Raw genomic sequence first — 13,772 nt, 5'->3', positions numbered from 1 at the left:
TTGTGAAAAAAAGAAAATGCCGGAAAGTTCCGACATTGTTTTAGTAAGCTAACTTCCTGAAAATAGGAGTAACCATACATTCCAGAAGGCAGTGATATTGATGAGAATATGAACTAGTATTGGATAGTAGAGATTTTTTGTCATGCGATACAGTAGAGCTAAAATGAGACCTCCACTAGCATAAATGAAAAAAGCAAGAGGTGTTAAAGCAAAATTGATATGAATATAACCGAAAATAATAGCAGAAAGCAAGACATCTCCGTACCAAGGCGAGTTTTTGAAAAAGGTTGTCATAAGCACACCGCGGTAAATCAACTCCTCAGCAATAGGGCCGATGAAGCAAGCTATGAGCAAGAAATAGGGTAATTCCTGTCTCCCCATCATTTCTATCGTTTCATTCAAAGAAATTTGATTTGAAGACGAGGGTATGAAATAAGACAAGAGGAAGTCAGACATATACAAAATGATGTAACCCAGTAAAAGGTAGATAAAGTGCCTCAGCTGCCATTTGAAATGAAAAGTCTTCTTTCCTGCAAAAACTAGTAGATAGATGACCGCTAATAAAAGACCTCCACTCTCCATCCAAAGCAGAATCTGAAAAAATTCACGACTTGCTGGTAGATAGGGCTTTGCGAGGTGATTGAAAATTCCCCAAAACCAAGTTGATTTGTAAAAAATTAAGGATAATGCTAGTAAAATCTGAATAATCCGTTTTTTCATATTAAATCCTCTGTTTTCTCCATATTCCTAATAAATTTTACTTAAAATCTCACAGGACTTCCTTTGCAAAGATGATTGCCTCCTCCAATATATCCTAAATCATAGGTTCCTCTGGGACAAAATCCATGAACCGGCATAGTTAATACCGGCTCTATTTGCCAAGGAAAATAACCATTAGGTTCTTTTCCATAGGGATCTGCTCCACCTTGTATCAGCTCTAATTCTTCATTTGTTAGATTTATATTTTTTGTCATTAAAATCATGATATATTTCCTCCGTTATTGTTTAGATTAGTTGAGTAATCTGATACTCATACCTACTTACAAAAAAACTATTTTAAGCTAGTTTTTTTATGCTTGTCTAGTTGCAACATTGACAATTTTAGTATAGCATATCTTGGCCAAATATCCTCTTCAAATCATGAATTGTTATCAAAACATCCTAAACTGTAAAATCAATTAGCCCCAAGCTTTCTATCAATTTCTTCTCCAAAATATGCTATAATAATACCAAAAGATAAAGAAGGAAGTCTTATGATTAAACTACTAGCCTTGGATATGGACGGAACCCTCCTCAATGAAGCCAAGGAAATCCCACAAGCTCATATTACTGCTATTCACCAAGCTATTGAAAAAGGTGTCAAACTGGTTCTCTGTACAGGTCGCCCGCTTTTTGGTGTCCTCCCCTACTATCAAAAACTGGGGCTTGATCTCCAGAATGAGTATGTGATTGTTAACAACGGTTGTTCAACTCACCAGACAAGTGATTGGGGGCTAGTCGACTGGCAAGAACTCAGTCCAGCTGACATCGAATACCTCTATGAGCTTGCTGAAAAAAGTGAGGTTCAGTTGACACTTTTTGACGAGACTCATTATTTTGTCCTCGGTGGCAAGCCTAATGAAATTGTTCAAAATGATGCTAAACTAGTCTTTTCAGACCTGACTGAAATTTCTCTTGAGGAAGCGACTAGTGGCAAGTACCGGATGTTCCAAGGGATGTTTTTGGGCACCAGAGAGCAAACAGACGATTTTGAAGAGCGTTTTGCTGGGGAACTCTGTCAACGATTTAGTGGAGTTCGTTCACAGCCTGTTATTTATGAAGCCATGCCACTTGGTACGACAAAGGCTACTGCTCTTTCTCGACTAGCAGATATTTTGAAGATTGATTCCTCAGAGATTATGGCTATGGGCGATGCTAATAACGATATCGAAATGCTCCAGTTTGCAGGGCTTGGTATTGCTATGGGAAATGCCAGCGATTATGTCAAATCTCTTGCGGATGCTGTTACAGCCAGCAACGAAGAAGACGGCGTTGCGCGTGCCATTGAGAAATATATTTTATAGTAAAGAAGCCCAGTTCATATCAACTGGGTTTTGATATTTAAGAATTCCTAAAACTTTAGAAACTCTTTAGAAATCCTTGAGCTTTCTTTGATTTCTATGCTTTATACTAAAGTTAACAAAATAAATCAAAAGGAGAGAATCATGAAAACAGTACTTGATATTCATGGATTGTCCAAAAACTTTGACAAACAAGCTATTCTTCAGAATCTTCATTTAACGATAAGAGAGGGAGATATTTATGGACTTATTGGAAAGAACGGAGCTGGGAAAACCACCTTGATAAAAATCATTACGCAACTACTGTTTGCGGATAAAGGGACTGTTTCCCTCTTCTCTAGCCAAACGGAAAATGAGTGGACCAAGGCTCTATCTCGAGTAGGTTCTGTTATCGAATCGCCTGTAGCTCATAATCACTTAACAGCCTATCAAAATCTGAAATATTACTGTATGATTCGTCATATTCCAAATGCTGATCAAGTCATTCGAGAAACGCTGGACTATGTAGGTTTGTCAGATACAGGTAAGAAAGTCTTTCGTGATTTCTCGCTAGGAATGAAACAAAGACTTGGTATCGCCATTGCCCTTCTATCCAAACCAGACTTCCTGATCTTAGATGAACCTATCAACGGTCTTGACCCAATCGGTATCAAAGAATTTCGACTAATGATTCAACGGCTCAATCAAGAAAAAGGGATAACCATTCTCATCTCTAGCCATATCTTGTCAGAACTCTACCTCGTAGCTAATCGTTTTGGTATTTTAGATCAAGGCAAGATTATCCGTGAAATCAGCAAGGCTGAATTTGAAACACTAAGTGAGGATTATATTGTGCTTAAGACAGCCGACCAAGAGAAAGCTTGTCAAGTATTGAAAGAACAAATCCAGCTCCAGTTCAAGGTTGTTAATCCTGAAAACGAAATTCACATCTTTGGTCAGGAACAAGATGTCAAACAGATTCTCAAGGAATTAACTTTGGCAGATGTTGACATTGACGAGATTTACTATGCCCGTCAAAACCTAGAAGAATACTTCACTCAATTGGTCGAATAGGAGGAAAATCATGATACATACCATTCAAGCAGACTTTTACCGTCTTTTCCGTTCCAAAGGATTCTGGATTACAGAGTTCATTCTCTTTGCTCTCATGCTAATGGGTGCAAGTATAGGAGCTACGGGTCATCTGATGGCAATCCAGGCAGAAGAATCAGAAATTCCAACCCAAGGTTGGAATGGTGTACAAGCCCTGATCAACGCATCTAGTCAAGGTTCAAACCTCGTTTTTCTCTGCATCATCCTAGCCTGCCTCGTTCTCGGAGTTGATTTAATCGGAAAGCTCTATAAAAATAGTTTGACAGTAGGTGTTTCTCGTACAGAGTTTTTCCTTGCTAAAGCCTTTGTAGTGGCTTGTATTGCACTTTTGCAACTTATCATCAGTCTTGTGATTGCCTTTGTTCCAGCAACTATCTTAAATGGATTTGGAACTATGCCTGATGGCTTTATCGGAAATCTACTGATAACCATTTTCCTTCAATTATTTTGCCTCCTTGCTTGGCTTTCCATTGTTTCCTTTATTCTCTATGTTAGCCATTCTTATCTTGCAGTATTTATTGGTTATTTTGTCAGCTCGATCTTACTTTCTATGCCAATGCTCATTTTTCCAAGTATCAAAATTTTGCCATATTTATCATTGCAATTTACTTATGCTATGACTGCTAATAGTGAGTCAATTCTCTACACATTTATAGGTAGCTTAGCTGTTATTGTAATCTTTAATATAAGTGGATTGATAGTTTTCAAAAAGAAAAGTCTATAAAAAAAGACCTCCTCTAGCCTACAGAGGAGGTTCCTTTTCGTTAAAAGTAAATACAAACCGATAACCACTGTCCATCTGTGCTTAGTTTCATCTCTGCACCGAGAAGATGACATAATTCCTCAGTGATATAAAGGCCTAAACCAGAGGATTCTTCCGTATCAGATAGATTTTCAGAATAAAAACGGTTGCTGAGATTTTCTATTTTTTTGATGGGCTGTTTGACAAGGTTTGCAATCTCTAAGACAAGCTGTCCCTTTTCCTTTCTCAAAGATAGACGCGCTTCTTCCTTGCCATGTTTGAGGACATTTCCAAGCAGATTTTGTAAAATTCGATCCAGCAAGTCTTCATCAGTTCTCATTTTTAAATCATCTTCAACCTTAAAATCAAGCGTGATATTCGCCGCTTGAAAAACATCATAATAAGCCAGAGTCTTTTTGGTGATAAAAGTTGAAAAATCCACTTCTTCCAGTTTCGGTTTGACAGCCCCTTCCATCAAACGACGATATTCTAGGAGTGCCTCCAAACGTTTGGAAACTAAATCAAGATGATTGGCAATTTTTTGTAGGGTTTCTGCTTGGTTTTCAGGAGACTTTATCAATTGTTGCGTGTAGCCTGAAGCGATAGTCAAAGGCGTCCGAATATCATGGGCGATATTGCTGATGGCCATATCCAGAGTCTGTTTTTCCCTTTTCATAACCAATCGAGATTGTTCCACTTCCTGAAATAGATTATCAATCTGCTGGTAGAGATGTAAAAAATGTTTGGAAAAAATGCTGACTCCGACTCTTTTCATACTACCTGTGAGAATCTTGTCTTCAATCTGTTGACTCAAGTTTTTAAGTGCTAGATGGTAGCGAATCAATGCAATCGATAAAATAATTAGGAGTACTAGTAGGACAAAAATTATCATGTAGGTCATTGCTTGTCTCCTTTTAATCTTACCCCAACGCCCCAGATGGTTTCAATATATTCTTGATTTGGGTCAAGCTGGTTTAATTTTTTACGAAGATTACTCAAATGCGTATTGAGGGTATTATCTCCAGGTAGGTAGCTCTCCTCCCAGACCAATTCATACAGTTCTTCCTTGGTGAAAATTTTCTTAGGATGTTTAAGGAGAGTTTGGAGAATCAAGCATTCTTTCTTGGCAAGGCGAATCGTTTCCTGGTTATTTTTGATTTCAAAACTTTCTGCATCAAACTGGATATTTTTCAAGTTTTGTGGCAGATTTTCAGTTTTTACTATTTCCACAGGCTGTTTTTCTGCACTTTGGCGTAACTGAACAGTAACTCTAGCAAAGACTTCATCCAAATCAAAAGGTTTCACTATGTAATCATTGGCACCATCTAAGAGATATTGACTGATTAGCTTCTTATCGCTCAAAGCCGTTAGCATAATGACTGGAGTTTGACTTTGTTCCCTGATGGCTTTTAAAACCTGATCCCCATTTTTCCCAGGAAGCATGATATCTAGCAAAACGAGCTCAATCCCACCTTGGTCAAAACGCATGATTCCTTCTGTACCGGAAAAGGCTTGAATTACCTCATGCTCCTCAGTAAGAAGTGTTCGCAAAATCTCTTGAATGTCACTATTGTCTTCAATAACCAATATCCTAGCCATAAATACCAACCTTTCTGCAACTATTATAGCATGTTTTATTGATAAAGCTTAAATAGAAAAGCTCCTCGCATTAAAGCGCGAGAAAGCCTTAGAGGGTTAAAATGTAAAATTCACTTGCTAGATGACCTAGTATCTTATAGTTGCTAGTAAAAACGAGTCTAGCATAATAAATCTCTCATTTCTCCCCTACTAGTCCGTAATTCGTCGATACATTTCTGGTCTTCTATCTCGAAACAAGCCCCAGTTTAGGCGTTCGCCTGCTCCCTTGTCAAGATCATAAGTAGCTAACAGAACAGCTTCTCCTTGTCTTTCAGCTCGCTCTAGAATAGCTCCTGTTTCATCCGTCATAAAGGATGAACCGTAGAAGTCAAGACTGGAACTCTGTCCACCATTTTCCTCACTAGGAGTGACTTCCTCCAAACCATAACGATTGGCTGCAATAACTGGGACAATATTTGCTGCTGCGTGTCCTTGCATGGTACGTTGCCAATGACCACAACTGTCCGTATCTAGGATAGGCTCAGAGCCAATAGCAGTTGGATAAAAGAGCAATTCAGCACCATTCAATGCAAGACAACGGGCTGTTTCAGGGAACCATTGATCCCAACAGATACCGATCCCAATCTTAGCATAGCGAGTATCCCAGACCTTGAAACCTGTATTGCCAGGCGTGAAATAGAATTTTTCTTGATAGTAATGGTCATCTGGTATGTGGGTCTTTCGATAAACGCCCAGCACTTCTCCATCTGCATCAATGACGGCAATAGAGTTATACAAGACATTGCCATCTTTTTCATAGAAACTGATTGGTAAAACAACTTTTAGTTCCTTAGCAATCACCTTAAAATGCTGAATGGCTGTATTGTCTGTCACCGACTGGGCATGTTGGTAGTAGTCATACTGACGTTCCTGACAGAAATAGGGACGTTCAAACAATTCGGGTAAAAGGATAATTTGTGCACCTTGTTCTGCAGCCTGACGTACTAAACGCTCCGCTGTTTGAATATTTGTTGCCACATCCTTGGCACATTGCATCTGAATGGCTGCAACTCTTACATTTCTCATCTTTTTCTCCTATTCTGGGATTTGTTGGGTGATACAGTGGATATTGCCACCACCTAAAAGAATATCTCTGGCTGGTATTCCGACAACTTTACGGTCTGGGAAACACTTACTGAGGATATCTAAGGCCACTTGGTCATTGACATCCTCGAACTGTGGAACCAAGACTGCCTTGTTGGCGATATAAAAGTTTACGTAGGAAGCTGCTAGTCGTTCACCTGCGTATCGCTCTTCTTCTCCTTCTTCATAGATGTAGCCTGGCAGATCCTCTTCGGTTACAACTTGATGAAGAGCTGGAATTGGAAGTTTATGAATGGTAAACTTCCGTCCTTTTGCATCTGTCTCTTGCTCTAAGAGTTCGAGATCTGCTTTTGACATGGCATATTGAGGATCACTTTCGTCGTCCGTCCAAGACAAGACAAGTTCTGCAGGACCAACAAAGGCAGCAACATTGTCAACGTGTTCATTGGTTTCATCCTGATAAATACCATAAGGAAGCCAGATAACTTTTTCAGCACCAAGGCTCTCTAATAAGGTACTCTCGATTTCCTCTTTACTTAGATGAGGATTGCGTCCAGGGCTTAGAAGGCAACTTTCAGTCACAAGAATGGTTCCTTGACCATCGCTATGAATGGCTCCGCCTTCAAGGACGAAAGGCTTAGCATCGTAAACAGGCATTTCCAAGGCCTCAGCAAAACGACTGGCTACTTGGTCATCATCTTCATAATCTTGATAAAGACCATCATAGGTGCCACCCCAGGCATTAAAAGCCCAATCGACTGCCAACTTTTCTCTTTTATCATTGACAAGAATAGTTGGACCTGTATCACGCGCCCAGGCATCATTGGTAGGAATGTCTAAATAAACAGCGCTATCTCCAAGGTAGTCTTGGGCTTCAGCTAAGTAGTCTTGGTCCACCAAAAGATAGACTCTTTCTCCTTCTGCTATGGTTTTGATAATCTGACTAAATGCTCTTTTAGCAGCTTTTCCTTGAAAAGGCCATGAACCTGGTCGAGTCGGCCATATCATGAGGGTACCATGATGGGGTTCGTACTCTGCTGGCATGTGATAGCCTAATTTTTTTGGACTGTCCATCATGATAATCTCCCTTTAAAGTCTTGATAACCAAAAGATTTGACTAAGTTGCAGTCTCCCTGTTCGTCCATGAGATAGAGACTTGGCAATCCAATACCATTAAAGGTATTATTTTTGACAAAAGAATAAATAGCCATGTCTTCAAAATAAAGTCTATCACCGATTTGAACTGGATTTTCAAAGCTATAATCACCAATCACATCGCCTGTCAGACAGGTATTAGAAGAAAGTCTATAGGTATGGGCTTTTTCCTGTGCCTCAGAGCCATTTCTCAAAGGTGGACGATAGGGCATCTCAAGTACGTCAGGCATATGGCAGGTCGCGGAGGCGTCTAAAACCAAGATTTCCATACCGTTTTCGACAATATCTAATACCTCAGTTGCTAGATAACCTGCATTGAGCGCAATGGCTTCACCCGGCTCGATATAGATTTCAAGATTGTAAGTTTCTCGGATACGTTTGATTTCAGAAATCAGCAAATCCACATCGTAACCTTCTCTTGTGATGTGGTGTCCGCCCCCCATATTGAGCCACTTTACCTCATGTAAGTACGAACCAAATTGCGCTTCTACTGCTTTCAAAGTTGTTTGTAAATCATCTGCTCCCTGCTCGCAAAGGGTATGAAAATGAAGACCATCCACCAAATCTAGTAAATCACTAGGAATCTTGTCTAGAGTGACTCCAAAACGAGAGCCTGGTGCACAAGGGTCATAGAGCGCGTGATCACCCTGAGTTGAACACTGAGGATTGAGACGTAAACCTACACTGATACCAGCTTTCCGACAACGAGCCCCATGTTTACGCAACTGTCTCTCAGAGTTAAAAACGATATGGTCTGTTATCTCAAGCAATTCCTCCAAGTCTGCATCCTTGAAAGCTGGCGCAAAGACATGGACTTCCCCTTGAAATTCCTCTCTAGCTAGCTTAGCTTCATAGAGTCCACTAGCTGTCGTACCTGATAGATACTGGCTAATCAAGGGATAGGTTTTATAGAGGGAATAGGCCTTCTGGGCAAGCAAAACCTTGCAACCAGCTTCTTCTTGTACATATTGTAGAATGCGGCAGTTTGATTCTAACTTTGCCAAGTCAATGACGTAAGCTGGTGTTGGTACTTGTTCTAGCTTCATTAGTCCACCATTTGTGGATTTTCAACCACAACCCAAGGCAAACCGTACTCATTCAAAGCTTCCATAAATGGATCTGGATCCAATTCTTCAAGGTTATACACTCCAGCTTGTTTCCAAGTACCGTTCATAACCAATTTTGTCCCAATCATGGCTGGAACGCCTGTCGTGTAAGAAATAGCTTGTGAACCAACTTCTGTGTAACATTCCTGATGGTCGCAGACATTGTAGATGTAGATGGTCTTTTCAACGCCATCTTTTACACCTGTAAAGATACATCCAATATTGGTTTTTCCGACTGTACGTGGACCAAGGCTTGCAGGATCTGGAAGTAGCGCTTTTAAAAATTGGATTGGAACAATTTCTTGACCGTTAAAGTTAATGGTATCCGTACGAAGGAGCCCAACATTTTCAAGACATTTCATGTGCGTCAAGTATGATTGACCAAAAGTCATAAAGAAACGAATGCGTTTGACTCCAGGAATGTTTTTGGCCAATGATTCAATTTCTTCATGGTGAAGGAGATACATGTCTTTTTGTCCAACTTGAGGGAAATCGTACTCACGCTTGATAGACATAGCTTCGACTTCAACCCATTTTCCATCTTCCCAGTAAGAACCTGGCGCAGAAACCTCGCGTAGATTGATTTCTGGGTTGAAGTTGGTCGCAAATGGATAACCGTGGTCACCACCATTACAGTCTAAAATGTCGATATAGTGGATTTCATCAAAATAATGTTTGAGAGCATAGGCAGAAAAGACACTAGTCACACCTGGGTCAAAGCCAGATCCAAGCAGAGCAGTCAAACCTGCTTCTTTGAATTTTTCCTGATAAGCCCATTGCCATGAGTAGTCAAAGTAGGCGGTAAAACCAAGTTCTTTGCAACGTTTTTCGTAGATAGCACGCCACTCAGGGTCTTCTGTGTCTTCTGCTTCATAGTTAGCCGTATCGATATAGTGAACACCTGTTTCCAAACAAGCATCCATAATGGTTAAATCTTGATATGGTAAAGCTACGTTCAAAACAGCTTCTGGTTTGTAGCTTTCAATCAGGGCAATCACTTCTTGAACCTTGTCAGCATCAAGAGCAGCTGTCTCAATCTTTGTACTTGTTTTGCCTTCCAATTTAGCTTTCAAGTCATCACATTTTGACTTGGTACGGCTAGCAATCATAATTTCTGTAAAGGTTTTGCTATCTTGACAAATCTTTGAAATAGCAACTTGGGCAACGCCCCCACATCCAATAACTAATAAACGACTCATTTTTTTCCTTCCTCTTCTTCTAAAATGTCCTCAACATACTTGGGTAACATAAAGGCTCCCACGTGTAAGTTTGCAGTGTAGTATTCTGTGAAAAGCTGGCGTTTTTTCCAGCCTTCCTTGTCAAAATCTTTAACAGGGTGGTATTTTTTCGATGCAAATCCAAACAACCAATAACCAGCAGGGCTGGTTGGGATATGGGCCTGATAGACCCGACTGATTGGAAAGGCTTGATTGACCTTGCGGTGCATGCTTCGACAAGCTGACTCATCCTCGTCAAAGAAGGGACTCCCATGCTGGTAAATCATGATGCCGTCTTCTTTCAAGGCTCTGTAACTGTTACCGTAAAATTCCTTGGTAAAGAGCCCTTCCGTATGTCCAAATGGATCTGTCGCATCGTTGATGATAATATCGTAGTCATCTTCGCAGTTTCGCAAAAAGCGTAGCCCATTTTGATAGTAAATGGTAACACGAGGGTCATCAAGTCCCGAAGCAAAGTCTGGGAAATACTCACGACAGACCTCAACCAACATCTCATCTGGTTCCACAATATCGATTTGCTCCAGTTCAGGATAGAGGGTTAATACTTGGGCAACACCACCGTCACCACCCCCAATAACCAAGACTTTCTTGGGATTTGGGTGGACAGCCATGGGAACATGAACGGTCATTTCATTGTAGACAAAATCATCCGCATCTGAGAACAAGACGTGCCCATTTAAAATTAGTATTTTCCCAAAAGCTGGTGTATCCAAGACTTCGATATCCTGCCATTCACTTTTACCAGCGTAGAGTTGCTTGGCTGTTCTCAGGGACAATTTCACATCTGGAGTATGAACTTCAGAAAACCATAAATCCATCTAGTTCTCCTTTCTCTTAATGACGTTGATGTGATTGACCTCTGGATCTTCCGTCCCTTGGAGGGAGCAACCACGTTCCTTGGCAAATTGGATATAGTCGACAATTTCTCGTGTAATGCGTTCTCCAGGAGCCAAGACAGGAATACCTGGAGGATAGCACATGACAAATTCCCCACAGACCTGTCCAACAGATTCGTCTAAAGACAAACTTTTTCTCTCTGAATAGAAGGCTTCCTGAGGAGAAAGGACCAACTCGGGCTGGATATATTCTCCAGCTATCAAGTCCTTCCCATCTCGTGAATAGAGTCTCTTGATATCAGCCAAAGCACCGACCAAGCGCTCGATGTCTTGGATACGGTCACCAATCGAAATATAGGCCAAGATATTGCCAATATCACCAAACTCAATCTGAATGTCGTATTCGTCTCGCAAGAGGTCGTAAACCTCGATACCTGTTAAGCCAATACCCTGAGTGTAAACTGACAACTTGGTCACGTCAAAATCGCAAACGGACACTCCGTCTATTAACTCTTTTGAGTAGGCATAGTAGCCACCTATGGCATTGATTTCACGACGAGCGTACTCGGATAGCTCGATGACCTTCTCAAAAGACTCTTTACCACGAAGGGCTAAATTCCTACGTGAAATATCCAAACTAGCCATCAACAAGTAAGAGGCGGATGTTGACTGGGTCAGATTGATAATCTGACGTACGTACTCGGGATTCATCTGCTCCCCGATTAAAAGAAGCGAACTTTGTGTCAAACTCCCACCAGACTTATGCATAGAAACTGCTGCCATATCAGCACCTGCATCCATAGCAGAAATTGGAAGTTTATCAGTGAAATGCAAATGCGCTCCGTGGGCTTCATCTACTAAAACCATCATGCCAGCTTCATGAGCCATTTCTGTCAAACCCTTTAGGTCTGAACAGATTCCGTAGTAAGTGGGATTGTTAATCAAAATGGCCTTGGCATCTGGATGGTCCTTTATGGCCTGGGCTACTCGGTCATTTTCAAGACCTAAAGCGATACCAATCTTAGGATCTACACTCATCTCGATATAGATGGGAATGGCACCACATAGAACCAGCGCATTGATGGCAGATTTATGGACATTTCGTGGCAGAATAATCTTATCTCCAGCCTTGCAGGTTGACAGAATCATAGTCTGCACCGATGAAGTTGTTCCACCAATCATGAGAAAGGCATGGTTAGCTCCAAAAGCATCCGCCGCTAGCTCCTCTGCATCCCGAATAATCGAAATAGGGTGACCAAGATTATCCAAGGGTTTCATCGAATTGACATCAATGCCAACACATTTTTCACCTAACAGTTCGACAAGTTCTGGATTTCCCCGTCCGCGCTTGTGACCTGGAACATCAAAGGGAACAATCCTTTTCTTGCGTAACTTCACCAAGGCCTCATAAATTGGGGCTTGGTTTTGATCTAACTCTTTCAAGACATACTCCTTTCCATATTTTTAGTACCTTATGAAAACTAAGGAACTAAAGGTTGACTCATGAAAAAAGAGCAGGATTTCACCTGCTCTGCAATCTTCTGACGTTTTTATGTTTGTTTCTGTTGAGTATGTCTGTTCCCGATGTTTCCTAACTCTCTAGTAGCAAATATTACGTACTTTATTGATCGTTTCACAAGATGACGTGTGCTTTCACCACACTAAAAATTTATGAATTAGGACAAGTGTCCTAACATCAACTTATAAAAGTAGGCTTTTAACCCTATCAATAATGTGGTTTTTCAACCACGCTTCGGCATTCAACCCTGCCTGTCCGTAGGCATTTTTTACTCGGGTTTATATTTGCTAGAAAACATCATCTCATTTTCTAAGCTCCATTACTATATCATGTTTTTAAGAACTTGTAAAGCCTTTTACGAAAAAAATATAAAAAAGTTCGCAAAATATTTGGATTTTATTTGATTTAATACTCATTATTCTCTTGTAAACGATTATAAAGTGAACAAAATGTTTATCGTATTTAATTTAAAAATTCTATACTCTTTACCTTCGGTGTTTGATCTATTAGAGAAGATGTCGACATTTTTATATCATTAAAATCGTGCAACTTTTTTCAGATACTTTTAAAAGATTGATTTCATTACCTCTTTCCTTTATACTGGATAAAAAGGAGATTAGTATGTCAGAAACAAATCACGAAATCGATTCAAATTTTGCAGGTCGTTTAAATATCCTGCGTGCTGGTGTTCTTGGTGCCAATGATGGAATTATTTCCATCGCTGGTGTGGTTATCGGGGTTGCCAGTGCTACCAGCAATATCTGGATTATTTTTTTATCAGGTTTTGCAGCTATCTTAGCTGGTGCCTTTTCAATGGCTGGTGGAGAATATGTATCCGTTTCAACTCAAAAAGATACCGAGGAAGCAGCCGTTGCGCGTGAGCAGCTCTTGCTAGACCAAGATATGGAACTAGCCAAAAAATCCCTCTATGCTGCCTATATTCAAAATGGCGAGTGTGAAACATCAGCCCAACTTCTCACCAACAAAGCCTTTTTAAATAATCCACTCAAGGCTTTGGTAGAGGAAAAATATGGGATTGAGTATGAAGAGTTTACCAATCCTTGGCATGCTGCTATCTCTAGCTTTATTTCTTTTTTCCTTGGTAGCTTACCACCAATGCTTTCAATTACCATTTTCCCAAGTGAATACCGCATCCCTGCTACTGTCCTGATTGTCGGTGTAGCCCTTCTTCTCACTGGTTACACTAGTGCCAGACTTGGAAAAGCCCCAACCAAAACGGCTATGATTCGGAACCTTGCTATTGGTCTCTTAACTATGGGAGTTACCTTTCTGCTAGGACAACTTTTCAGCATTTAATACTCTTTGAAAATCTCTTCAAACC

At 40.5% G+C, this 13,772-nt stretch carries 14 protein-coding genes; 4 read left to right on the top strand and 10 right to left on the bottom strand.

Annotation, left to right across the window (positions count from 1 at the left end):
* Positions 1-48 precede the first annotated feature (48 nt).
* Both HT697_RS06045 and HT697_RS06040 read right to left on the bottom strand, forming a co-directional pair.
* On the bottom strand, positions 49-720 hold the full coding sequence (locus tag HT697_RS06045; RefSeq protein ID WP_173218239.1) for a CPBP family intramembrane glutamic endopeptidase: 672 nt from the start codon (positions 718-720) through the stop codon (positions 49-51).
* 41 nt (positions 721-761) lie between these two features.
* Complete coding sequence (locus HT697_RS06040) at positions 762-983, bottom strand: SP_0924 family bacteriocin-like peptide (protein WP_173218238.1); 222 nt, start codon at positions 981-983, stop codon at positions 762-764.
* A 270-nt stretch (positions 984-1,253) separates the two neighbouring features.
* Between HT697_RS06040 and HT697_RS06035 the strand changes: the two genes are divergently transcribed.
* The 3 genes from HT697_RS06035 (at position 1,254) to HT697_RS06025 (ending at position 3,876) form a co-directional block, all read left to right on the top strand.
* Positions 1,254-2,063: a Cof-type HAD-IIB family hydrolase gene (locus HT697_RS06035; protein ID WP_173252994.1), complete on the top strand. Its 810-nt coding sequence runs from the start codon at positions 1,254-1,256 to the stop codon at positions 2,061-2,063.
* 141 nt (positions 2,064-2,204) lie between these two features.
* Complete coding sequence (locus HT697_RS06030) at positions 2,205-3,113, top strand: ATP-binding cassette domain-containing protein (protein WP_173252995.1); 909 nt, start codon at positions 2,205-2,207, stop codon at positions 3,111-3,113.
* A 10-nt stretch (positions 3,114-3,123) separates the two neighbouring features.
* Positions 3,124-3,876, top strand: a complete 753-nt coding sequence (locus HT697_RS06025; RefSeq protein ID WP_173252996.1) for an ABC transporter permease — start codon at positions 3,124-3,126, stop codon at positions 3,874-3,876.
* A 40-nt stretch (positions 3,877-3,916) separates the two neighbouring features.
* On the opposite strand, the gene HT697_RS06020 is transcribed toward HT697_RS06025, so the two are convergent.
* The 8 genes from HT697_RS06020 to HT697_RS05985 form a co-directional block, all read right to left on the bottom strand.
* The gene (locus HT697_RS06020) at positions 3,917-4,795 is read right to left on the bottom strand and encodes a HAMP domain-containing sensor histidine kinase (RefSeq protein WP_173218230.1); all 879 of its coding nucleotides are present in this window, start codon (positions 4,793-4,795) and stop codon (positions 3,917-3,919) included.
* The gene (locus tag HT697_RS06015; RefSeq protein WP_173218228.1) at positions 4,792-5,493 is read right to left on the bottom strand and encodes a response regulator transcription factor; all 702 of its coding nucleotides are present in this window, start codon (positions 5,491-5,493) and stop codon (positions 4,792-4,794) included. Before HT697_RS06015 ends, HT697_RS06020 begins: the two co-directional genes overlap by 4 nt.
* Before the next feature lie 189 nt (positions 5,494-5,682).
* Complete coding sequence (gene aguB / locus HT697_RS06010) at positions 5,683-6,558, bottom strand: N-carbamoylputrescine amidase (protein WP_173218226.1); 876 nt, start codon at positions 6,556-6,558, stop codon at positions 5,683-5,685.
* Between the two features lie 9 nt (positions 6,559-6,567).
* Entirely contained in the window at positions 6,568-7,653 is a 1,086-nt protein-coding gene (aguA, locus tag HT697_RS06005; protein WP_173218224.1) for an agmatine deiminase, read from the bottom strand.
* The gene (nspC, locus tag HT697_RS06000; protein ID WP_173218222.1) at positions 7,650-8,777 is read right to left on the bottom strand and encodes a carboxynorspermidine decarboxylase; all 1,128 of its coding nucleotides are present in this window, start codon (positions 8,775-8,777) and stop codon (positions 7,650-7,652) included. The genes aguA and nspC overlap by 4 nt, the downstream gene beginning before the upstream one ends.
* Positions 8,777-10,036, bottom strand: coding sequence for a saccharopine dehydrogenase family protein (locus HT697_RS05995; protein WP_173218220.1), 1,260 nt, complete (start codon positions 10,034-10,036; stop codon positions 8,777-8,779). The genes nspC and HT697_RS05995 overlap by 1 nt, the downstream gene beginning before the upstream one ends.
* Positions 10,033-10,893 carry a polyamine aminopropyltransferase gene (gene speE / locus HT697_RS05990; RefSeq protein WP_000366729.1) on the bottom strand — a complete coding sequence of 287 codons (861 nt, stop codon included), beginning with the start codon at positions 10,891-10,893 and terminating at the stop codon, positions 10,033-10,035. Before speE ends, HT697_RS05995 begins: the two co-directional genes overlap by 4 nt.
* Entirely contained in the window at positions 10,894-12,354 is a 1,461-nt protein-coding gene (locus tag HT697_RS05985) for an aminotransferase class I/II-fold pyridoxal phosphate-dependent enzyme (RefSeq protein WP_173218218.1), read from the bottom strand. It lies immediately after the preceding gene.
* Between the two features lie 697 nt (positions 12,355-13,051).
* Between HT697_RS05985 and HT697_RS05980 the strand changes: the two genes are divergently transcribed.
* Entirely contained in the window at positions 13,052-13,747 is a 696-nt protein-coding gene (locus HT697_RS05980) for a VIT family protein (RefSeq protein ID WP_000005260.1), read from the top strand.
* The last annotated feature ends 25 nt before the right edge of the window (positions 13,748-13,772 follow it).

This window comes from Streptococcus sp. 1621, from assembly GCF_013276615.1.
In the GTDB taxonomy this organism is placed as follows: Bacteria; Bacillota; Bacilli; order Lactobacillales; family Streptococcaceae; genus Streptococcus.
This window is presented reverse-complemented; position numbering and strand designations above follow the sequence as displayed.

Bases quoted from the DNA above. Each gene is read 5' to 3' on its own strand.
- HT697_RS06020 (WP_173218230.1), bottom strand. From the start codon at position 4,795: ATGACCTACATGATAATTTTTGTCCTACTAGTACTCCTAATTATTTTA.
- nspC (WP_173218222.1), bottom strand. From the start codon at position 8,777: ATGAAGCTAGAACAAGTACCAACACCAGCTTACGTCATTGACTTGGCA.
- HT697_RS05995 (WP_173218220.1), bottom strand. From the start codon at position 10,036: ATGAGTCGTTTATTAGTTATTGGATGTGGGGGCGTTGCCCAAGTTGCT.
- HT697_RS06045 (WP_173218239.1), bottom strand. From the start codon at position 720: ATGAAAAAACGGATTATTCAGATTTTACTAGCATTATCCTTAATTTTT.
- HT697_RS05980 (WP_000005260.1), top strand. From the start codon at position 13,052: ATGTCAGAAACAAATCACGAAATCGATTCAAATTTTGCAGGTCGTTTA.
- HT697_RS06030 (WP_173252995.1), top strand. From the start codon at position 2,205: ATGAAAACAGTACTTGATATTCATGGATTGTCCAAAAACTTTGACAAA.
- HT697_RS06035 (WP_173252994.1), top strand. From the start codon at position 1,254: ATGATTAAACTACTAGCCTTGGATATGGACGGAACCCTCCTCAATGAA.
- HT697_RS06015 (WP_173218228.1), bottom strand. From the start codon at position 5,493: ATGGCTAGGATATTGGTTATTGAAGACAATAGTGACATTCAAGAGATT.
- HT697_RS06025 (WP_173252996.1), top strand. From the start codon at position 3,124: ATGATACATACCATTCAAGCAGACTTTTACCGTCTTTTCCGTTCCAAA.
- HT697_RS06040 (WP_173218238.1), bottom strand. From the start codon at position 983: ATGATTTTAATGACAAAAAATATAAATCTAACAAATGAAGAATTAGAG.
- speE (WP_000366729.1), bottom strand. From the start codon at position 10,893: ATGGATTTATGGTTTTCTGAAGTTCATACTCCAGATGTGAAATTGTCC.
- aguA (WP_173218224.1), bottom strand. From the start codon at position 7,653: ATGATGGACAGTCCAAAAAAATTAGGCTATCACATGCCAGCAGAGTAC.
- aguB (WP_173218226.1), bottom strand. From the start codon at position 6,558: ATGAGAAATGTAAGAGTTGCAGCCATTCAGATGCAATGTGCCAAGGAT.